Here is a 19,239-nt window from a genome sequence, read left to right as displayed (position 1 = left end):
GCCTCGGCTCTGCGCACTGCGCATTCCCGAGAGTTGTGCAAGTTCAGACGCGGCCGGGATTCCAGCCGACATCGGTGCGGCAGATATGCATCACTCCTCCTTCCCGGTGCGGTGGTCGGTTCGTACGGCCTTGACGGCGCGGGCGAAGCGCACGACGCGCTCCGCCTGGACGCGGGCCGCGTTGCGGGTGGTGTCGTCGACCGGCCTGGTGGCGCCGGCCGTGCAGTGGGCGGTGCCGTACGGATTGCCGTCGGCGAACTTGTCCGGGTGGGTGTAGCCGGGCGGCACGAGGATCCCGCCGAAGTGGTGGAAGGACGTCATGAGCGCGTGCAGCGTGGTCTCCTGGCCGCCGTGCGCGCTGGAGGTGGAGGTGAAGGCGCTGTACACCTTGTCGGCGAGCAGCCCCTTGCGCCAGGCGTCGCCCAACGAGTCGAGGAACAGCTTGAGTTCACCGGCGATGTTCCCGAACCGGGTGGGCGATCCCATGATCACGGCGTCCGCCCACAGCAGGTCGTCCGGCGCCGCGGCAGGTCCGCCGTCCGGCGCCGGCTCGACCGGACGCAGCCGCACATCGGCGCCCGCCTTCTCCGCCGTCTCGGCGATCTCCCGGGCGATCTCCGCCACATGTCCTGTGCGTGAATAGTGGACGACGGCCACATTGACGGCGGTATTCATGTGGGCAACTCCGGTCGGGAGAAAGAACGATTGAAATAGACGAGCGGAATGCGGTCACTCACATATGTCTCGGTGACCCGGCCCATCAGAATGCTGTGGTCACCGGCGTCGATGACGGAATGAATGGCGCAGGCCACCCGCACACAGGTGCCGGGAAGTCCGGGAAGGCCGAGTTCGCAGGTTTCCATGTCGCCGGCCGCGAACCGGTCGATGCCGGAGGTCGCGAACCGGCGTGCGACACCGTCCTGTTCATGGGCGAGCACATTGACGAGGAAGTGCTCGGCGGTGGTGAACGCCGAGTGGGTGCTGGCACCCTTGTCGAGGCAGACGAGCACCAGCGGCGGATCGAGCGAGACCGAGCTGAAGGAGCTCGCGGTGAATCCCCAGGGCTTGCCCCCGCCGTCGACGGTGGTCACCACGGTCACCGGCCCGGGCACCCGGGCCATCGTGCGAGTGAGAAGGCTGCTCTCCATGGCGCGTCCACCCCCGGACTCACGGCTGCAGCCGGCGCGTCAGCCAGCCGTCCGGGCCGTGGACGTACGACAGCCGCCGGTGCATGCGGTCGGAGGACGCGTTCCAGAACTCGACGTCCGCGGGCCTGAGGAGATAGCCGGCGAAGCCGGCCGGCCGTGGCAGTGGCCGCCCGGACTCCCCGAGCCGCAGCGCATCGGCGCGCAGGGCCCCGGGATCCGGCAGCGGATCGCTCTGGCTCGAGGCCGTGGACATGGCGTGCAGCGGCGTCGGCCTGGCCCGCCACAACTCGTCGGCCACGGAGTCGTCGAGCCGGTCCACCGGACCGGAGAGCATCACCTGGCGGCCGAGTTCACGCCAGTAGAACAGCGCACTGCCCCAGCCCGTGGCGTCGATCTCCCGGCCCTTGCGGCTGCCGGCGTGCGTGGTGAAGAGCAGCCCGTCCGCACTCGCCCGGGAGAAGGTGATGACCCGGTTGGACGCCCGGCCGCGGGCGTCCGCCGTGGCGAGCGCGAGGGAGCGGGGCTCGCGGGCCCCGCGCTCCACCGCCGTGTCGATCCAGCGCAGCACCAGACCCATGGGCTCGGGCGGTGGCGCCTCGTACTCGGGGAAGTCGAGGTCGACCCGGCCGCTCAGACTCTCGAACCGGCTGGTGTTGACCGTCGCTCGCGTTGCAGACACCGCAGACACCTCAGTCCTCTCGTGGCACTCGACGTGATGGCGCCGGACACGCCCACGGACATGCCCTAGACGTGGATCGTTCCCTGGGCCACCACCACGCCGTGGCCGCCCACATGCACCGCGGAGACCGACTCGCCGGCGCCCTCGGAACGCGCCCGCATCAGCGAGGGCCGTCCCATCTCGACGCCCTGCCGGATATGGATCTCCGGGCCGTGACCGGCGAGCCGGTGCCGGGCCAGATGGATGGCGAGCGGCCCGGCGGCGGAGCCGGTCGCCGCGTCCTCGACCACGCCGTAGGCGGGCGAGAACATCCGGCTGCGCCAGCTGGTGCCGCTGCCGGCGAAACAGTTGGCGGCCATGTCCGGGAACCGCGACAGCGCCTTGTGGTCGGGATGCAGCGCCGACAGCTCGGACACGCTCGGCAGTCCGACGAAGACGTGCCGGGGACCGTTGCGATACACCTCCACCGGCGTGACCGGATCGCGGACTCCCAGCGCGTCGAGCAGCTCGTCGGCGTGCTCGTACGGCTCCCAAGCCGGCACCGGTTGGCGCATCCACACGAGCGCCGAACCGTCCTCCTCGGAGGTCACCTCGAAGGGGATCACCCCCATCGCGGTCTCCAGCGCGAGCTCCCGCCGACGCCATCTGCGCGCGAGCGCGACGGCGGTGCCGAGCATCGGATGGCCGGCGAACGGCAGCTCGTTGACCGGCGTGAAGATACGGATCCGGGCGTCCGCCCGCTCGGTGGCGGGCAGCACGAAGGTGCACTCCGAGAGGTTCATCTCGCGGGCCATCCGCTGCATCAGCTCACCGTCGAGATCGTCGCAGTCGAGGAAGACGGCGACGGGATTGCCCCGCAGCGGCTCGCGCGCGAAGGCGTCGACGACGACATAGTCATGCATGGGCGGTTCCCCTTGTGCTCGGTGCGCCGGCGAGGGCATCGGGCCCGCAGGCCACGGCCTCGACGTCGAACGCAGTACGGAACGTGGGCGGTGCACCGATCAGTTCGGCCGCCCGGTTCGGCGGCAGCTCCGCATTCGGCGGACGCTCGCCGGACCAGATCATCACCGCGCCCCAGCGGTTGCCGGCCCGATCGGACAGCCAGAACTTGGCGGCCAGGCCCGGCACTTCGGTCCACTCGCGCACATCGCCGTCGGACAGCGCCTCGCTCAGCGAGTCCACGGTCTGCCCGCCCGCGGTGTCGTCGAGGGACCACCACACCAGGTCGGCCCTCATCGGCCCAGCACCCCCTGGATGCTGTCCGCGACGATCCGCGGGCCGTCGACGGTGAGCACCGACTCGGGGTGGAACTGCATCGAGGCGAAGTGCGGCCCGCGCAGCCCGTGCACCTCTCCGCTGATCGGATCGCCGCTGACCTCGACGGTGCCGACGCCGTCGGCCGTCACCTTGTCGTCGTCGCTGTGCGCGGCATACGTGTTGTAGAAGCCGACCCGCTCGGTGCTGCCGAACAGGTCGATACGGCGCTGCACACCCTGGTTGGGCTGCGGCCGGCGGCGCAGCTCCAGGCCGAGCCGCAGGCTGAGCACCTGGTGGCTGAGGCAGACCGCGACGAACGGCCGCCGCTCCTCGAGCAGCGTGTCCACCGCGGACCGCAGATGCGCGATACGCGGATCGCGCACATCCCGCGGATCGCCGGGGCCCGGCCCCATCACGACGAGGTCGTGCGCCGAGAAGTCGTACGGCTCGTCGAATCTGCGCACGGTCACCGAGAGACCGAGGGAGCGCAGCTGCCGGCCGAGCATGGCGGTGAAGGTGTCCTCGGCGTCCACCACCAGCAGATCGAGCCCGTCGAGCGCCTCGAACGCGGAGGCGGCGCGGCCGCCCGCCGCATCGCGCAGCCAGAAGTCGGCGATGCCGCTGTTGCGCAGCGCCAGGGCCGCCCGTACGTCCGGGTGGGCACGGAAGTTGTGCCGGCTGCCGGACCGCAGGGCGTGCAGCACCCCGGCGGTCTTCGCCCGGGTCTCGGCCACTTCGGCGGCCGGGTCGGAGTGGCGTACGAGGGTGGCGCCGACGCCGATGCTTAGGCGGCCGCCCTCCTCGATGTCGGCGGTACGGATGAGGATGGCGGAGTCCAGGGAGCGGCGCCCGGTGGTGTCCCGGCCGATCAGGGCGGCGACGCCGGCGTAATAGCCGCGGCCGTCCGGCTCGTGCCGGTGGATGACGCGGGCGGCGCTCTCCAGCGGGCTGCCCGTCACGGTCGGGGCGAAGAGCGTCTCCCGCAGCACCTCCCGCGGATCCTTGCCGGTGCTGCCCTCGATGAAGTACTCGGTGTGCGCGAGCCGCGCCATCTCCTTCAGATACGGGCCGGTGACCCGCGGCCCGTTGTCGCAGATCCGCGACATCATCTTCAGTTCCTCGTCGAGGACCATGTACAGCTCGTCGGTCTCCTTGCGGTCCGCGAGGAAGTCGGTGACGCCCTCCAGGGTCGGGCCCGCGGCCGGGTACCGGTAGGTGCCGCTGATCGGGTTCATCACGACGGTGCCCTCGCGCACGGACACGTGCCGCTCGGGCGTCGCGCCGACGAAGGTGCGCAGGCCGGTGTGGATCACGAAGGTCCAGTACGCGCCCTGCTCCCGCTCCACGAGGCGGCGGAAGGCGGAGAGCGCCACCTGCGGCGAGTAGTCGCCGACGTCCGCCATGTAGGTGCGCCGGATCACGAAGTTGGCGCCGGAACCGGTGCCTATCTCCTCGGAGACGATCCGGTCGACGAGGGCGGCGTACTCCTCGTCGGATACGTCGAAACGGCCGCCGGCGAGCCGGATCGGCACGTCCGGGATCCGCGTCAGCACGTCCTGCACCGGCATCCGCTCCTGCCGCGTCACGGCTAGCGCGAGCAGCGGCGCCCCGTCGTCGCGGGCGGTGAATCCGCGCTCGGTGATCTGCCGGTACGGGACGACGACCAGGGCCTCGTGGGCCGCGCCGCCGCGCACCACCGGGGTGGCGTCGGACAGCGGCACGTCCGCGAGGCGTTCGGGCACATGCACATCGCCGGCCAGGACGTCGATGCCGACACCGAACTCCGGCCGGTGCAGCAGCGCGAACGGCGGCGGGTCCTCGCCGGTGAGTTCGTCGATGAGCCGCAGGCCACTGGTGGCGCGGCCCTGCTCCGCCTGCGTACTCATGCGAACACCTCCTCGGCCAGCACGGTCATGCCGCAGCGCCTGGCCGTGTAGTCGAGCGCGAGGCGGTGGTCGCTCGCGCTGAAGTCGCCGAGCGCGTCGGCCACCAGGAAGGGCTGGATGTCGTGGCCGAACGCCTCGATCGCGGTGGCGAGGACGCCGATGTGCGCGTACACCCCGCACAGCACCAGCTGGTCGCGGCCGGCATCGCGCATCCGCTCGAGCAGTCCGGAGCGGTGGAAGGCGCTGTACCTCCGCTTGGTCAGGACCCAGTCGCCGCCGGCCGGCGCCAGCTCGGGCACCACCTCGCGGTCGTCGTCGCCGGTGCGCATCCCGGGTCCCCAGAAGTCCATGAGGAGTCCGCGCTCGGACCGGGAGACCCGGCCGGGCTGGGCGGTGTAGGCCACCGGCACCCCGGCCGCCGCGCAACGCTCGCGCAGCGTCGAGGTGTTGTGCAGCAGACCGGCCCGCAGCCGGTCGGGCAGTGCGGCGAGGAAATAACGCTGCATGTCGTGCACGAGCAGCACCGCGCGGTCGGGGTCGAGCTTCCAGTCGACCGTGTTCCGAGGGAGATCCTCCCTCGTCGGCAGTGCGTAGGCCTCGACGGTGGGCAGGCCGGCCATGGCAACTCACTCCTTCTAGGTGGGTATTCCCTCGCGCCTTACCACCGGCACGTCGATTCCCAGGGCACGGAACTGCTGGCAGGGGTTCATGAATTCACGCTGCTGCTTGATCTTTCCGCCGGAGAACCGGAAAGAGTGCAGGAAGTGATTCTGGTAGTAACCCTCCGGATAACCGGGGTAGACAATCTTTCCGCGCCCCTTGCACTCCACCCAGAAACGGTCGGGGTCCTGGGTGTCGAAGATTTCGATGTCGTACCACTCCCAGTCGGGGAAGCAGCGCAGCGACCAGACCGCGTGCTCGCCGAGCCGGTCGCGGCCGCGGATCACGATCGGCTCGCCGCTGTCCGTGGTCCACAGTCCGCCGACGCCGTCCTCGGTGAAGAGCAGGTGCCGCTGCAGGCGGTCCTGGCCCCGGGTGTGCATGTACCGGTCGACGACGGCGCGGTTGTGCTCGCGCACCTGCTGCTCGGTGGTGGCTTCCGTGCTGACGGTCATCTCTCTCGCCTCGGCTTTCGGTCGGGTGGGTGTCGTGGGCGTTGGCGTATGTCGCAGTCGTGGGGCGTACGTCAGACCAGCAGGCTGATCTCCCGCGGGTCGCCGCCGACCAGGGCGCGGCCGTAGAGCTGCTCGGGGATGCCCATGCCGAAGCCGGCGTGCCGGCTGCCGACATGCACGTCACGCCAGATCCGCTGCAGCGGGTTGACCTCGGCGAAGGAGGCCGAGCCGTGCGCGGTGACGAGCAGGTCCACGGCCTCGCGGCAGAGCTGGGCCGCGCGGGTGGAGTCCATGCGGGCACGGGAGCGGGTGAGGGTGTCGGCGTTCTCGCCGGCCGCCGCGAACTGCTCGGTGGTCTCCGCGATCCGGGTCGCGAGCAGCCAGGCCGTGTCGATCTTCGAGGCGGCGGTCGCGAGGTCCAGCTGCAGACTCGGCGATTCCGCCTGGCTCTTGTAGGTGGAGCCGGCCACCGGGCGGCTGCCCGCCTTCTCCTGTACGAGGTCGAAGGCCGCCCGTGCGCCGCCGAGCAGCGAGCCGAGCAGACCGATGGAGAAGATCCCGACCAGGCTGTTGCGGTAGCGGTTGGCCGGGTCGACGACGCCGTCGGTCTCGCCGCGCAGCACCGGCTGGTACGGCAGGAGGCGGTGCTCGGGCACGAACAGCCGGTCCGCGACCACCGTGTTGCTGCCGGTGCCGCGCATGCCGACGATGTGCCAGGTGTCCTCGACCGTGACGTCGGCCATGGGCATCAGGGCGAAGTACGGCGCGGACGGCCGGCCTTCACCGCCGGGGCGCAGCACGAGCGCACCGACCCGGTCGGCGTGCAGGCAGCCGGAGACGTACGGCCATTTGCCGGTGATGTACACGCCGCCTTCGGTCTCCTCGACGCCCGGGTTGGGCCGGCCGAGGACGAGCGCGGTGCGGGCGTCCGGGTCGGTGCCCCAGACCTCGCGCTGCGCCTGCTCGGGGAAGAGCGAGACGACGTAGTTGCCGACGTTGAGGACGCCGGTGGTCCAGGCGGCCGAGCAGCAGCCCTCGCCGAGTGTGGCGGCGACCTCGAGCAGGGTGCGCACCTCCGCGCCGTGCCCGCCGTGCCGCTTCGGCGTCATCAGGCGCATCAGTCCGGAGCCGGTGACGGCCGCTACGGCCCGGTCGGTCAGCCGGCGCTCGCGGTCGGCCTCGGCGGCGTTGTTGCGCAGATCGTCCCGCAACGAGGCGGCGCGGGCGACGAGTTCGGCATGCGCCGGGGTGGTGGCGGTGGTGCCGGTGGTGCGCGTCGTGGGTCCGGTTTCTACGAGCATGATCGTGTCCATCCCTTCGGTGCCCTGCGCGGGCGGGTCAGTTCCCCTGAGCGGACTTGGCGAGGCCGTCCCACCGCTCCCAGGTGCTGATGCGGTCCGCGTACACCTCGCGGGCGGTCTCCAGGGCGGAGGCTCCGAGGAAGACCCGCCGCGGCGGCTCCGGCTCCTCGGCGATACGCAGCAGCGCGTCGCCGGTCGCCGCCGGATCACCGGGCGCCCAGCCGGCCGACGGGGGCTTGCTGGCCTCGGCGTAGGGCTCGCTCGGGGCGGCCCACACGGCGGAACTGCCGCGCCAGTCGGTGCGGTACGGACCGGGCTCGACGATCGTGACGTGGATGCCGAACCGGGCCACTTCCTGGGCGAGGGAGTCGGCCATGCCCTCGATCGCCCACTTCGAGGCGTGGTAGAGGCCGAGCATCGGCCAGGAGGCGATGCCGGCGATGGAGGACATCTGCAGGATCCGGCCGCCGCCCTGGGCGCGCAGGATCGGCAGGACGGCCTGGGTGACCCACAGCGTGCCGAAGAAGTTGGTGTCCAACTGCCGCCTGGCCTGCGCCTCGGTGACGTCCTCGACCGCGCCGAAGAGACCGTAACCGGCGTTGTTGACCACGACATCGAGGCGGCCGAAGTGCTCGTGGGCGGTGGCGACCGCGTCCTCGACGGCCTGCTTGTCGGTGATGTCGAGACGCAGCGGAAGCACGGAGTCGCCGTACTTGGTCGCCAGGTCCTCGAGATCCTGGGTGTTGCGGGCCGTGGCGGCGACGAGATCGCCGGCCTCGAGCGCGGCCTGGGCGAAGACCCGGCCGAATCCACGGGAAGTACCGGTTATGAACCACACCTTGGCAGACACTTCACACTTCTCCTCACTCACTGACTCGCTTCACTCACTGACTCGCTCGCTCGGGCTCTCCATTCACCGCCGCCGGCCGCATTCCTGTCCACTGCCGCCATTCCGCCGCGCGTCCGACTGAGGAATTTCTGCGGTCGGACGGAGAATTCAAGGGCGCATGCCATTTCCCGCGGCTGACAACTCCGGGAGTTGCACGCCATACTGCGGACCCGCTGACGCGGCTCACGCGCATTCGCTGCCGCGCTGCTCGAGCCGGTCGGCGATGTCCTCCCAGTACGCCGCGCAGGCCCGGGCCATGGCCGCGATCTTCATCGACTGGTGCACCGGTGCATCGAGCACGAGCCGGGCGTCGCTCTTGCGGATCAGCCTGGTCTCCAGCCAGCGGATCATCACCCGCCCCGTGTCGCTGTACTTGACCGCCGGGTCCCGCCGCAGCGAGTCCAGGTGGGTCAGCGGGTCGGCGACGGCGACCGCCGCCCGGCGCGGCACCCGCGGTACCTCGGTGTGCTTCTCCGCCCGCCGGGCCGGCACCGGCCCCTCACCGCGGCTGAGCCGCTCGCGCACGTCCCGCGCGGTCTCCACCGACACTCCGGCGAACTTGGCGATCTCCCGTAACGGGGCGGCCGGTTCCCTGGCGAGCAGCTCGCCCGCCTTCAGGCGGCCCTCGGCGGGGCTGAGCGGCCGGATCCGGCCGTCGCGGCCGACGCGCACCGCGGGCTGTGCGAGTTCCCCGCCGGCCGACCGGCGCAGCGCGCCCACGGTCTTCCCGGAGAGCCCGGACTTGGCCGCGATGGCGCGGTCGGACCACTCCGGGAAGGCGCTGAGGATGCGCCGTGCCGACTCGCGGCGGTCGGAGAGGGTCAACGGCAGCCCGTGCTTGATGTTGGACTCGACCGCGAGCAGGAACGCGTCCCGCTCGGTGCCGTCGAAGTAGATCACCTCGACGGCCGGCGCCTTGTTGAGCCGCAGCGCGTGCAGCCGGTGCATGCCGTCGATGACCCGCATGGTGGAGCGGTGCACGATGATCGGCGGCAGCGCCTCGTCGGTCTCGGCCAGGGCGCGCACATGGTCCTCGTCGACGCCGGACAGCCGTGGCGAGTCGGCGTCGAGCAGGGTGTCGGTCGGGACCCGGACGGTGGTGGTGGCGAGGCCGCCCGGCAGGTCGAAGGGGAAAGGCGAGCGGGGCGCTTCCGCGGTGCTGATCATCGGTTGAGCTCCTCCTGCTGTCGCTGTGAGGGCCGGCTGGCTGTTAACCCCTCGCTGACGAACTGCTGTTGTCCTCAAAGGTAAGAAAGCCAACAACAGCCACAGGTAAGAGCAAAGGCAACAAAACGGTAAGAGAGCGCACGAAGAGTGCATGGGAACGGCAGATTCCCGCCAACTCCGCGCCCTGGCGGGCGAGTCGGCTCCGGGACGTACGCCCCCGCGCGTGCCGGACGCACCCGATCCGGCCACCTGAGCCGCCGCGCGCCCACCGGCGGCCTTTACCTCGCCCTGTCGTTCCGTGCCGAAAGCTTGCGAGCCGGCTGTGTCCCGTATGTCCGGCCGCTGCCCGGCCGTTGTCCGGCCGGCCGCGATGCTGGTCCATGACCCGACGCGGAGGAGGTCATCGTGGACATCCGATTCGACGGCACGCACCGGGTGCGGCACCCGGAGGAGACCTGGACGATCCTCGACCGGCTCCGAACCTCCTTCGGCGTCACCCGCATCGCCGACGTCACCGGCCTCGACACCCTCGGCATCCCGGTGGCGCTGGCGGTCCGGCCCGCGGCCCGCACCCGCACCGTCGCCCCGGGCGGGGGCACCTCCCCGCTCCTCGCCCGGGTCGCGGCGGCCATGGCGGCGGTCGAGCGCTGGCACGCGGAATACGCCTGCCCGGCCGCCGGGCCGCAGCACGCCCCGGCCGCCGGGCTTCAACTTCCCTACGACGTACGAGAGTTGCCGCAGCAGCCCGGAGGCCTGCTCGGCCGGCACACACCGCTCGACTGGGTGCCGGCCGACGACGCGGTGACCGGCGCCGCCTCCTGGGTGCCACGCGACTGCGTGGCCCTGGACGACGAGGCCGACGGCACCTGGCGCCCGCCGATGCTCCGGACCACCGCGGCCGGCCTCGCGGGCGGCAACAGCTACGACGAGGCGGTCAGCCACGCCCTGTACGAGCTGATCGAGCGCCGGAGCACGGCAGCGCTCGACGCGGTCCCGGCGCAGGAGCGCGCGTACGTCGATCCGGCGAGTGTCGGCGACCCGGTCTGCGCGGCGCTGCTCGAGCGGATCGAGGAGTCCGGGACCCGGGTGCGCATCGAGTACGTGCACAACGACTGGGATCTGCCCTGCTTCACCGCCCACCTGTGGTCGTGGGAGTTCCCGGTGCCGGCGTACGGCTCCGGGGCGCACAGCTCGCCGACGGTCGCCCTGCAGCGCGCACTCACCGAGGCCGCCCGCGACCGCCTCGCCGAACTCACCGGTGCCCACGAGGAGTTGCGACCGGACTCGGCGGCCCCCGGCGAGCCGGCCGGCCGCCGTGTCACCTGGACCGAGCTCTGCTGCGTGTTCCCACGGCCGCCCGGCTTCGCCGAGGACACCCAGGAGCGGCTGTGGCTGGCCCGCCGGATCGCCGGCGTCGCCGGACGGCCGCCACTGGTCGTCGACCTGTCCACCCGCCCGGAGTTCAGCGTCGTGAAGGTGGTGGCCCCGGGCCTCGGCGACCTCACCCGCGGCCCGGACGGGATCCGTGCGCCGGAGCCGGAGGCGGCGCCATGACCGTGCACGGCTTCGTCGGCCCCACCCTCAGCGACAGCGACTGCCGGCGCGTGGCCCCGGACGCGGTGGTGCATCCGCCGGCCTCCGACGGCGACCTGCTCGCCCTGGGGCCGGACGCGGGCGACACCGTCGTCCTCATCGACGGAGGCCTGCACCGGCCGGCCCCGATACGCCACCGCGAGATCACCGAGGTACTCGCCCGCGGCACCCGCGTGATCGGCGCGGCCGGCATCGGCGCGCTGCGCGCCGCCGAGCTGTGGCCGTACGGGATGGAGGGCGTCGGCCGCATCTTCCGGATGTACGCGGACGGATTGCTGGACGCCGACGACGAGGTGGCGGTGGGGCTGCCGCCGGGCGCCCCCTCCGGGGCCCGGACAGTGCCCCTCGTGGACGTCCGCTGGACGCTGGCCAACGCCGTCACCGAGGACGCCGTCACGGAGGAGGACGCCAGGACCGTACTGGCCGCGGCGCGCACCGTGCACTTCTCGCAGCGCACCTGGGCGGCGATGGTGCGCGCCGCCGGTCGTGTGCACACGGCCGCGGAACAGGCCGCGCGGACAGCCCGCGAGTTCGCCGCCGAGCACCCGGACCTGGCCCAACTCAAGCGCCGCGACGCACTGGTGGCGCTGGCGCACTCCCGTCCGGATGCCGCACCCGCCCCGCCGGCGGACGGCACACCCGCGTGGCTGCTGCCCCGCACCGACCGCCTGGAACGGCTGCGCGGCTCCCGGCTCCGGGCCCTGGCGGACGGAGCGGACGGCGGCGTACGCGCCCTGGACGTACTCCGCTTCGAGCAGCTCTACGCACCGGACTTCCCCGCGCGCTACCGCCGGTTCGCCCTCTCGGGAATCGCCGGCGGACGGATCGCGGCGGCCGACCGCGGACTGGTGCACGCGGCGCTCGAGGCGGCGGAGCGGGCCGGCATCGACCCGCCACGGCTGCGGCCGGAGGCCTGGGCGTACTGGCTCACGCCGCGTGAGCGCGCCGAGGACGGTCCGGAGCGGCGCCAACTCAAGCTCCTGGTGCGCTCGTTCCGCACCGCACCCGGGACCGCCGCCTTCCACGGCGTGCCCGAGGCACTGCGCAGCCCGGGGCCCGCCTGGACGGCGAGCACCCGCGCGGTGGCGGCGGCCGCGCGTCTCAACTCCCGTACCGCGGAAGGTTCCGGGGCCGGACCGCCGCGCGACTGGCCCGCGGACGTGATCAGCGGTCATCTCGCGGAGGTCTGGCACGCGCGGAGCCGCGCCGAACTGGAGGCGGCCGCCCGGGACCGCGGCTTCGCCGGCCTCGCCGAGGCGGAGGCCGCCGCCCGGGAGTTCGTGGTGCTGCACGGGATCCGACCGGACGATGTGGCCAAAAAATCCGTTCGACCGGCTTCCAATTGACATACCGTTCGACCGGTTTCTACACTCAACGCACAGCGTCACGGTCGGAGTTGAGGAGTGGAACGGGTGATGAACTCGGCAACCGCACGTCCCGGGACGGCACTTGCGGTCCTCGGCGTGATCGGCGGCAGCGAGGGCGCCGCGGACGGCTTCCTCGCGGCCATGCGCCTTAGCTGCCGCGGCGTCCGCACGGTGAACCTGGGCACCGGCGTCAGCCTGGAGCGGGCCGCCACCGTCCTGGCCCGCCGTCCGGACGCACAGGCCCTGCTCCTCGTCGCCGGGGCACCGGGGCCCGCCCTGGTACGAGGACTCGTGGATCTGCCGTGGCTGCTCGCCACCGGCGGGCTCAACCGCCCGGTCATCGTCGGCGGAAGCCCCGGAAGCGGTGGTACCGAAGGCAGTCGGAGCGGCGATCCCGGCGCCACCACGGCCGGCCGGCTCCTCGGACTCGGCGTCACACAGGTGCTGCCCGATCTCGCCGACGCCGCCCAACTGCTGCTGTCCCGCGCCGGTCCGCCCGGCGCCGCACCATCGGGAGAAAAACCAGACGACCGGTACTCACACACGCGAGGGTGACTCAAGATGCCGAAGCAGGAGCGCTCCGAGCGCACCCTGGAACGGCTGGTGGTCTCGGCGGCGGAGCGGTTCGCCGCCGAGGGCTTCGTCCGTGCGACGCTCGCCGATGTGAGCCGCTCCGCCGGCGTCACCAAGGGGGCGCTGTTCTTCCACTTCCAGTCCAAGGACGAGCTGGCGGACGCGGTGCAGGCCCGCGGGCAGGACATCCTGGAGTCGGCCCTCGAGGAACTCCGCGGCCTCAAGCCGGTCTTCGTGCAGGTCGTCGTCGACGTCACCCATGAGCTGAACCACCTGCTGCGCAGCGACCCGTTCGTCCGGGCGAGCGTGCGCATCACCCGCGAGCGGGCTCCGGGCACCGCCACTCCGCTGGACTTCTATCCGCTGTGGCTCGGCCGGCTCTGGCAGCTGCTCGAGGACGCCCGGGTCAACGGCGAGCTCGGCCGATCGGTCACCGACGACACCGCCCGCACCCTGGTCACGGCCGCCGTCTCCGGGGTCGAGACGCTGGTGTGGATGGGCGTACCGCACCCGGAGACCACCCGCTGGCTGAGCAGCCTGTGGGACCTCGTGCTGCCGCTGCTGCTGCCGCACGAGCCGGAGGTGGACGTCCGTACGACCGCACCACGCGCCCTCGACCACTGAGCCCACGAACGACCCCCCGGAGGGAGCCCCGGAACGCCCCCGGAACACCCCCACGAACGGCCGGGGCCCCCACGAACGGCCGGTGCCGCCACGAGCGGCCGCCCCGGCACAGGACAGCGGGCCCTGAGCGACGCCCAGAAGGCGCCTCCGGACCCGCTGCAACTCCGCCGCACCGGCGAGGAGTTCGGCCGGCGCTCGGATCAGCCCGTGCTCGGATCAGCCCGCGCTCGCATCAGCCGACGCTCACCTGCGGCCGGCTCGCCGCACCGAGGCCGAGTGATGCGCGAAGCTGCTTCGACCCCGCGGGCTCGAAACGGCCGAGTCGGCGCGGCGGCACGAGTCCCGGGAGCATCGAGGTCCACATGTCGGCGACCCGGTCGTGCAGATCCTCCCGGCCCGTACGCACCTGGGAGGTGATCTGGATGCCGGTGAACGCTCCGACCACGAGGACCGAGACCTTCTCGACGTCCACCTCGGGCTTCAGATCGCCGCGGCCCTGCGCGGGAGCCAGATAGCTCCGCACGGTCGAGACCCAGTGGTTGTAGAGGGTGGGATCCGGCTCCGTGAAGGAACCCAGCTCGATGACGAGCCGGATGCCGGCTCTTATCCGCACGTCATGGCGCAGGCTGTGCGCCATCTGGTGGGTGAGGTCGATGGCGGTCTGCACGCCGGGCCGCTCCACGTCGGACAGTGCCGAGGCGATGTCGAACTGCCCCTCCGTCAGGGCGTGGGCCAGGGCCTCCTTGGACGCGAAGTGGAAGTACAGAGCGCCCTTGGTGACACCGGCCGCCCGGGAGATGTCGGTCAGGCTGGTGCTGCCGAAGCCCGCGGCGTCGAAGGCCGCTGCCGCGCCGTCCAGGATGGACTGGCGGGTGTTCTCGGCCCGTTCCTGTCTTGCCCTTGCCACTACGACCTCCTCTGCCGCGGTGCGGATGGTGGTCTTCCATCCTTCCGTCGATCACCGCGACTGCATCTTGATTCATCTTCTCTCCTCTTGCCAAAGAAAACCAGTCGCCTAGTATGCTTTCTCGTGAGGCACGACGGAGCGGCCTGGCGTCAACTCCGGCCGCATCCCTGCTCATTGCGCATTTTGCTCCCTGTAAGTCAGCTACAAGGAGGCAGAGATGAGTGCACTCTTAAAAGCCGACCAGCCGGGTTTGCAGCTCAGCTCGGCGACAGGCCAAGGACTCTTCGAACGCACGGTCCCGCGCACCCTGGTGCACCGCGCGGCGATCTCCGAGGTACTCCTGACCGGCATCCACTCCACCGGCGAGCACCGGCACCGCATCGGCGCCCAGTGGTCCCGCGGACACAGCTACTACGGCGCCGTCGCCGGCCGCTGGCACGACTCGATGCTGCTCGCTGAAACGATCCGCCAGGCGGGGCTCCTGATCGGGCACGAGGTGCTCGGCATCCCCATCGGCCAGAGTTTCGTGAGCAAGTCCACGTCCTTCACCATCACCGAGACCGGCGCCCGGCTGCGGGAAGGTCCCGCACATGTGACGCTCGACGTCACCGTCCACGACGTGGTCCGCCGCCGCGAACAGGTCACGGCCTACGCCTACGACGTGACCGTGCACCGCGACGGCGAACCCATCGGCACCGGGTCCACCGACGCACAGATCATCACCCCCGCCGTCTACCGCCGGCTGCGCGGCGACCGCCTCGGAGCCAGACCGTCGAGCCGGATCGCCAAGGGCATCCGCCCCGAACTCGTCGGCCGCACCCGGGAGTCGGACGTCGTCCTGGGCGCCGAGGCCGTCAACGAGGTACGCGCGCTGCGGGCCGACCCCGAGCACCCGGTCCTCTTCGACCACCCGGTGGACCATCTGCCGGGCATGGTGGCCATGGAGGCCGCCCGCCAGGCGGCACTCGCCGCGCTGCGGTGCCCCGACGCCCTGCTGCTCGCCTGCGACGCGGAGTTCCGCAAGTACATCGAGTTCGACAGCCCCTGCCTGGTCTCCGTACTGAACCCGGAGTCGAGGCCCGACGGCCGGCACACGGCCGTCGTCGAGTTCCACCAGTCGGGAGAGGTGGCCGCGGTCTGCCGCGTCACCCTGCAAGACGGCGTCGAGTCCTGACCGCCGTGCGATCCGAGGCGTCGGCGCGGGGGAACTGCGCAACGGGCCCGCACACCGGAAACACCGTCCTCGTGGTGGGCGGCACCGGATTCACCGGAGGGGCGATCGTGCGGCACCTCACGTCACCCGGCGGCACCCGTACGGGCGGTGGCAGCACGCCGCCCGTACGGGTGCTCGCCCGGCAGCCCGCCGAACCGGCACCGGGCACGGAACAGGTGAGCGCGGACCTCACCGACCCGCGCTCGCTCCGCGGCAGTTGCGCGGGGGTGGACACGATCATCCATGCGGCGTCCTACGTCGGCAGCGACGCGAAGCGCTGTCATGACGTCAACTACGCAGGCACACAGGCCCTGTTGGAGGAGGCCGCCACCGCCGGGGTGCGCTCAGTGGTGTACATCAGCACCACGGCGGTGTACGGACACGGCCCGCACCGCGGACCGGACGAGACGGCACTCACGCCCGCACCGGTGTCCGCGGCCAGCCGCTGGCGGCTCGCCGCCGAACGGGCCGTACTCGACACGGACGCCGAGGGCGTGATCCTGCGCCCGCACCTGGTCCACGGACACGGCGACCGCCATGTGCTGCCCGTACTGGCGCAACTGCTGCGCCGGGTGGGCGGGCTGCCCGACGGAGTGTCGGGCCGCAGCTCCATGGTGTGCGTGGATGACCTCGCCCGGGTGGCGGTGGCACTCGCCCGGTCACCCACGGAGCAGGGCGCCGGCGGCGCGGTCCACCATGTCGCCCATCCGCGGCCGGTCCGTATGCACGACGTGCTGGACGCGCTGTCCCGCACCCTGGGCCTGCCGCCGGGTCCGGCGCTCACCGCGGCCGAACACCGGCGCCGGACGACGGAGTTCATGCCCCGGCTCTCCGACCACCAGTACGCGCTGCTCACCCAGGACCACTGGTACGACAGCTCGAGCATCTGGCGCCGCACGGGCCTCGATCCGGGACCGGGCTTCGAGGCCCGCTTCGCGGCGGCGGCCGAGTGGTACGCGCGGACGCTGGGCGCGGGCCGGCAGTAGCCCGCGGAGCGGCGACAGCCCAAGGAGCGGCGGTGTCCTCGGCCGGACCGAGGACACCGCCGCAGAACCGCGCCTACAGTCCGGCCGCGCGCCGCAGATCGGCCACCCGGTCGGTCCGCTCCCAGGTGAAGTCCGGCAGCTCCCGGCCGAAGTGACCGTAGGCGGCGGTCTGCGCATAGATGGGACGCAGCAGGTCCAGATCGCGGATGATCGCCGCCGGCCGGAGGTCGAAGACCTCGTTCACCGCCCGCTCGACGACCCGCTGCGCGACCGTGGCCGTACCGAAGGTCTCGATGAACAGACCCACCGGCTCGGCCTTGCCGATCGCGTACGCGACCTGCGCCTCGCAGCGCGTCGCGAGACCGGCGGCCACCACGTTCTTCGCCACCCAGCGCATCGCGTACGCGGCCGAACGGTCCACCTTGGAGGGGTCCTTGCCGGAGAACGCACCACCGCCGTGCCGGGCCATGCCGCCGTACGTGTCGATGATGATCTTCCGCCCGGTCAGTCCGGCGTCGCCCATCGGACCACCCACCTCGAACCGCCCGGTGGGGTTCACCAGGAGCCGGTGGCCGTCGGTCTCGAGCACCAGCCCCTCCTCGGCGGCCTCCTTGAGCACATGCTCGATCACATGGGTGCGGATGTCCGGGGTGAGCAGCCCGTCCAGGTCCACATCGGCGGCGTGCTGCGCGGAGACGACGACGGTGTCCAGGCGCACCGGCTTGCTGCCCCGGTACTCGATGGTCACCTGGGTCTTGCCGTCGGGCCGCAGATACGGGACGGTGCCGCTCTTGCGCACCTCGGCCAGACGCCGGGAGAGCCGGTGTGCGAGGCCGATCGGCAGCGGCATCAGCTCGGGGGTCTCGTCGCTGGCATAGCCGAACATCAGCCCCTGGTCGCCGGCGCCCTGCAGACCGAGCGCGTCGTCCTCGCCGCCCACGCGGGACTCGTAGGCGGTGTCGACGCCCTGGGCGATGTCCGGCGACTGCGCGCCGATGGACACGGACACTCCGCAGGAGGCGCCGTCGAACCCCTTGGCGGAGGAGTCGTACCCGACGTCGAGCACGGCCGCACGGACCAGCGCGGGGATGTCCGCGTACGCCGTCGTGCCGACCTCTCCCGCGACGTGCACCTGGCCGGTGGTGATCAGCGTCTCGACCGCGACACGGGCGTGCGGGTCCGCACCGAGCAGCGCGTCGAGGATGGTGTCGCTGATCCGGTCGGCGATCTTGTCGGGGTGGCCTTCGGTGACGGACTCCGAGGTGAAGGACCGAGTGGACATCTGCTTCTCCCGTCCGGGCGGTTGATGGTCGAACCGGGGGCCGACCGTGGGCGGTTCGGCTGCCTGACAGAGTGGGGGTCGGATCAGTCGGCGTGCTGCGGCAGTACGGCGACGGCGCGCAGTCCGCCTCCGGGAGCGCGGTGCAGTTCGAGCCGGCCGTCCGAGGCGGTGAGCAGGGCCGAAGCGATGGTCAGGCCGAGGCCGGTGCCCTTGCTGCCGCCCGAACCCGGGCCCCGCCAGAACGGCCGCCGGGCCCGCGAGATCTCCTCGTCGCTCATGCCGGGCCCCTCGTCGCGCACCTCCACACACACGTCCGCGCCGGCCGCCGGCTGCACGGCGATGTGCACCGTGCCGCCCTCCGGCGAGGCGTGCAGGGCGTTGTCGATGAGTACGTCGAGGACCTGTTCGAGGGTGCCGCGGGCCTGGGTGCCGGTGACGGCGATGCCGTCGAGGCGCAGCTGGACGCCGCGCGCCTGGGCGGGTACCGACCAGGCGTCGACGCGGGCGGCCGCGGAGCCGAGCACGTCCACGGCCTCGACCGGCGCGGCGCCGCCCTGTTCGACGGCGCCCCAGGCCAGCACCTGTTCCAGCACATCGGCCAGCCGCTGCACCTCGCGCAGCACCCCGCCGACCTCGCGCCTGGCGTCCTGATCGCCGTCGCCGTCCAGCCGGTCCCCGAGCAGCTCGAGCCTGAGACGTACGGAGGACAGCGGTCCGCGCACCTGATGGGCGGCGACGGCCGCCATGGAGGGCGAGTCGGGGTCCGGCAGCGCGGGGACGGCCCGGGAATCGGGAGCCTCCAGGGCCCCGAGGGCCTCGAGAGAGGTGACAGTCATCGTGATCGGTCCTCTCAGGTCCGCGCCACGGCCGGGACCGTGAGCCGGTAGCCGACGCCCCGTACGGTCTCGATCCACTCGGTGCTGCCGAGCTTGGTGCGCAGCGAGCCCACATGGACGTCGAGGGTGCGGGTGGAGCCGAACCAGTTCTCGTCCCAGACGCGGGACATGATGTCCTGCCGCTCCATCACCGTCCCCGGCTCCTCCATCAGCATCGCCAGGAGGTCGAACTCCTTGCGCGTGATGCGCACTTCCTCCTCGTGCAGATGGACCTTGCGGGCCCTGGGGTCGAGTTGGAGCGGGCCCGCGCGCAGCGCGGCCTGTGCACCGTGCGCGGCCGGGGGCCGGCCGTCCGGGGGCGCGGCGCTGCCGGGTGCGGCGGGCGGTACGGGCAGCGGCGACTCGGGCCCGTGGCC

At 72.0% G+C, this 19,239-nt stretch carries 21 protein-coding genes; 6 read left to right on the top strand and 15 right to left on the bottom strand.

Annotated features, from left to right (window positions below; translation table 11 throughout):
- Nucleotides 1–90: 90 nt before the first annotated feature.
- The 11 genes from DY218_RS10385 to DY218_RS10335 all read right to left on the bottom strand — a co-directional run bounded on the left by DY218_RS10385 (nucleotide 91) and on the right by DY218_RS10335 (nucleotide 9,442).
- Nucleotides 91–675 carry a flavodoxin family protein gene (locus DY218_RS10385; RefSeq protein WP_128555654.1) on the bottom strand — a complete coding sequence of 195 codons (585 nt, stop codon included), beginning with the start codon at nucleotides 673–675 and terminating at the stop codon, nucleotides 91–93.
- Nucleotides 672–1,148 (bottom strand): flavin reductase family protein, encoded by a 477-nt coding sequence (locus DY218_RS10380; RefSeq protein WP_128555653.1) that lies wholly within the window; start codon nucleotides 1,146–1,148, stop codon nucleotides 672–674. The genes DY218_RS10385 and DY218_RS10380 overlap by 4 nt, the downstream gene beginning before the upstream one ends.
- 19 nt (nucleotides 1,149–1,167) lie before the next feature.
- Nucleotides 1,168–1,827: a phenazine biosynthesis FMN-dependent oxidase PhzG gene (phzG, locus tag DY218_RS10375; RefSeq protein WP_199566688.1), complete on the bottom strand. Its 660-nt coding sequence runs from the start codon at nucleotides 1,825–1,827 to the stop codon at nucleotides 1,168–1,170.
- Nucleotides 1,828–1,892: 65 nt separating this feature from the next.
- Nucleotides 1,893–2,729, bottom strand: a complete 837-nt coding sequence (locus DY218_RS10370) for a PhzF family phenazine biosynthesis protein (RefSeq protein WP_128555652.1) — start codon at nucleotides 2,727–2,729, stop codon at nucleotides 1,893–1,895.
- Nucleotides 2,722–3,063 (bottom strand): hypothetical protein, encoded by a 342-nt coding sequence (locus DY218_RS10365; protein WP_128555651.1) that lies wholly within the window; start codon nucleotides 3,061–3,063, stop codon nucleotides 2,722–2,724. The genes DY218_RS10370 and DY218_RS10365 overlap by 8 nt, the downstream gene beginning before the upstream one ends.
- Entirely contained in the window at nucleotides 3,060–4,970 is a 1,911-nt protein-coding gene (locus DY218_RS10360) for an anthranilate synthase family protein (protein ID WP_128555650.1), read from the bottom strand. The genes DY218_RS10365 and DY218_RS10360 overlap by 4 nt, the downstream gene beginning before the upstream one ends.
- Entirely contained in the window at nucleotides 4,967–5,590 is a 624-nt protein-coding gene (locus DY218_RS10355; RefSeq protein ID WP_128555649.1) for an isochorismatase family protein, read from the bottom strand. The genes DY218_RS10360 and DY218_RS10355 overlap by 4 nt, the downstream gene beginning before the upstream one ends.
- Before the next feature lie 15 nt (nucleotides 5,591–5,605).
- Entirely contained in the window at nucleotides 5,606–6,085 is a 480-nt protein-coding gene (locus DY218_RS10350; protein WP_199566687.1) for a PhzA/PhzB family protein, read from the bottom strand.
- Nucleotides 6,086–6,156: 71 nt separating this feature from the next.
- The gene (locus DY218_RS10345; RefSeq protein WP_128555648.1) at nucleotides 6,157–7,386 is read right to left on the bottom strand and encodes an acyl-CoA dehydrogenase family protein; all 1,230 of its coding nucleotides are present in this window, start codon (nucleotides 7,384–7,386) and stop codon (nucleotides 6,157–6,159) included.
- Nucleotides 7,387–7,423: 37 nt separating this feature from the next.
- Nucleotides 7,424–8,236, bottom strand: coding sequence for an SDR family NAD(P)-dependent oxidoreductase (locus DY218_RS10340; RefSeq protein WP_128555647.1), 813 nt, complete (start codon nucleotides 8,234–8,236; stop codon nucleotides 7,424–7,426).
- Nucleotides 8,237–8,458: 222 nt separating this feature from the next.
- The gene (locus tag DY218_RS10335; RefSeq protein WP_158574012.1) at nucleotides 8,459–9,442 is read right to left on the bottom strand and encodes a ParB/RepB/Spo0J family partition protein; all 984 of its coding nucleotides are present in this window, start codon (nucleotides 9,440–9,442) and stop codon (nucleotides 8,459–8,461) included.
- 405 nt (nucleotides 9,443–9,847) lie between these two features.
- On the opposite strand from DY218_RS10335, the gene DY218_RS10330 reads away from it, so the two are divergent.
- The 4 genes from DY218_RS10330 (at nucleotide 9,848) to DY218_RS10315 (ending at nucleotide 13,599) form a co-directional block, all read left to right on the top strand.
- Nucleotides 9,848–10,996 carry a YcaO-like family protein gene (locus DY218_RS10330; RefSeq protein ID WP_233521474.1) on the top strand — a complete coding sequence of 383 codons (1,149 nt, stop codon included), beginning with the start codon at nucleotides 9,848–9,850 and terminating at the stop codon, nucleotides 10,994–10,996.
- Complete coding sequence (locus DY218_RS10325; RefSeq protein ID WP_128555644.1) at nucleotides 10,993–12,381, top strand: TfuA-like protein; 1,389 nt, start codon at nucleotides 10,993–10,995, stop codon at nucleotides 12,379–12,381. The genes DY218_RS10330 and DY218_RS10325 overlap by 4 nt, the downstream gene beginning before the upstream one ends.
- Before the next feature lie 69 nt (nucleotides 12,382–12,450).
- Nucleotides 12,451–12,957 carry a hypothetical protein gene (locus DY218_RS10320; protein WP_128555643.1) on the top strand — a complete coding sequence of 169 codons (507 nt, stop codon included), beginning with the start codon at nucleotides 12,451–12,453 and terminating at the stop codon, nucleotides 12,955–12,957.
- 6 nt (nucleotides 12,958–12,963) lie between these two features.
- Nucleotides 12,964–13,599 (top strand): ScbR family autoregulator-binding transcription factor, encoded by a 636-nt coding sequence (locus tag DY218_RS10315; protein ID WP_128555642.1) that lies wholly within the window; start codon nucleotides 12,964–12,966, stop codon nucleotides 13,597–13,599.
- Between the two features lie 232 nt (nucleotides 13,600–13,831).
- On the opposite strand, the gene DY218_RS10310 is transcribed toward DY218_RS10315, so the two are convergent.
- Nucleotides 13,832–14,506, bottom strand: a complete 675-nt coding sequence (locus tag DY218_RS10310; protein ID WP_267899368.1) for a ScbR family autoregulator-binding transcription factor — start codon at nucleotides 14,504–14,506, stop codon at nucleotides 13,832–13,834.
- Nucleotides 14,507–14,723: 217 nt separating this feature from the next.
- On the opposite strand from DY218_RS10310, the gene DY218_RS10305 reads away from it, so the two are divergent.
- Both DY218_RS10305 and DY218_RS10300 read left to right on the top strand, forming a co-directional pair.
- Nucleotides 14,724–15,680, top strand: a complete 957-nt coding sequence (locus tag DY218_RS10305) for a ScbA/BarX family gamma-butyrolactone biosynthesis protein (RefSeq protein ID WP_128555641.1) — start codon at nucleotides 14,724–14,726, stop codon at nucleotides 15,678–15,680.
- A 74-nt stretch (nucleotides 15,681–15,754) separates the two neighbouring features.
- Nucleotides 15,755–16,705: an NAD-dependent epimerase/dehydratase family protein gene (locus DY218_RS10300; RefSeq protein WP_233521472.1), complete on the top strand. Its 951-nt coding sequence runs from the start codon at nucleotides 15,755–15,757 to the stop codon at nucleotides 16,703–16,705.
- 73 nt (nucleotides 16,706–16,778) lie between these two features.
- Here DY218_RS10300 and metK read toward each other — a convergent pair whose 3' ends face one another.
- The 3 genes from metK to DY218_RS10285 all read right to left on the bottom strand — a co-directional run.
- The gene (gene metK, locus DY218_RS10295) at nucleotides 16,779–17,987 is read right to left on the bottom strand and encodes a methionine adenosyltransferase (protein WP_128555639.1); all 1,209 of its coding nucleotides are present in this window, start codon (nucleotides 17,985–17,987) and stop codon (nucleotides 16,779–16,781) included.
- A gap of 83 nt (nucleotides 17,988–18,070) precedes the next feature.
- Complete coding sequence (locus tag DY218_RS10290) at nucleotides 18,071–18,823, bottom strand: sensor histidine kinase (protein WP_128555638.1); 753 nt, start codon at nucleotides 18,821–18,823, stop codon at nucleotides 18,071–18,073.
- A gap of 14 nt (nucleotides 18,824–18,837) precedes the next feature.
- Nucleotides 18,838–19,239, bottom strand: a 402-nt coding sequence (locus DY218_RS10285) for a winged helix-turn-helix domain-containing protein (RefSeq protein WP_147336133.1), incomplete at its 5' end; no start/stop codon positions are given.

This window comes from Streptomyces triticagri (assembly GCF_003429565.1).
Classification (GTDB): domain Bacteria; phylum Actinomycetota; class Actinomycetes; order Streptomycetales; family Streptomycetaceae; genus Streptomyces; species Streptomyces triticagri.
The sequence above is the reverse complement of the archived record's forward strand: the minus strand, read 5'-3'. Positions and strand labels throughout refer to the sequence as shown.

What these genes read in the sequence shown, in the direction of transcription:
- DY218_RS10345 (WP_128555648.1), bottom strand. Translation starts at nt 7,386, where the DNA reads ATGCTCGTAGAAACCGGACCCACGACGCGCACCACCGGCACCACCGCC.
- DY218_RS10350 (WP_199566687.1), bottom strand. Translation starts at nt 6,085, where the DNA reads ATGACCGTCAGCACGGAAGCCACCACCGAGCAGCAGGTGCGCGAGCAC.
- DY218_RS10325 (WP_128555644.1), top strand. Translation starts at nt 10,993, where the DNA reads ATGACCGTGCACGGCTTCGTCGGCCCCACCCTCAGCGACAGCGACTGC.
- DY218_RS10290 (WP_128555638.1), bottom strand. Translation starts at nt 18,823, where the DNA reads ATGACTGTCACCTCTCTCGAGGCCCTCGGGGCCCTGGAGGCTCCCGAT.
- DY218_RS10360 (WP_128555650.1), bottom strand. Translation starts at nt 4,970, where the DNA reads ATGAGTACGCAGGCGGAGCAGGGCCGCGCCACCAGTGGCCTGCGGCTC.
- DY218_RS10305 (WP_128555641.1), top strand. Translation starts at nt 14,724, where the DNA reads ATGAGTGCACTCTTAAAAGCCGACCAGCCGGGTTTGCAGCTCAGCTCG.
- DY218_RS10335 (WP_158574012.1), bottom strand. Translation starts at nt 9,442, where the DNA reads ATGATCAGCACCGCGGAAGCGCCCCGCTCGCCTTTCCCCTTCGACCTG.
- DY218_RS10370 (WP_128555652.1), bottom strand. Translation starts at nt 2,729, where the DNA reads ATGCATGACTATGTCGTCGTCGACGCCTTCGCGCGCGAGCCGCTGCGG.
- DY218_RS10355 (WP_128555649.1), bottom strand. Translation starts at nt 5,590, where the DNA reads ATGGCCGGCCTGCCCACCGTCGAGGCCTACGCACTGCCGACGAGGGAG.
- DY218_RS10315 (WP_128555642.1), top strand. Translation starts at nt 12,964, where the DNA reads ATGCCGAAGCAGGAGCGCTCCGAGCGCACCCTGGAACGGCTGGTGGTC.
- DY218_RS10385 (WP_128555654.1), bottom strand. Translation starts at nt 675, where the DNA reads ATGAATACCGCCGTCAATGTGGCCGTCGTCCACTATTCACGCACAGGA.
- metK (WP_128555639.1), bottom strand. Translation starts at nt 17,987, where the DNA reads ATGTCCACTCGGTCCTTCACCTCGGAGTCCGTCACCGAAGGCCACCCC.
- DY218_RS10320 (WP_128555643.1), top strand. Translation starts at nt 12,451, where the DNA reads ATGAACTCGGCAACCGCACGTCCCGGGACGGCACTTGCGGTCCTCGGC.
- DY218_RS10365 (WP_128555651.1), bottom strand. Translation starts at nt 3,063, where the DNA reads ATGAGGGCCGACCTGGTGTGGTGGTCCCTCGACGACACCGCGGGCGGG.
- DY218_RS10380 (WP_128555653.1), bottom strand. Translation starts at nt 1,148, where the DNA reads ATGGAGAGCAGCCTTCTCACTCGCACGATGGCCCGGGTGCCCGGGCCG.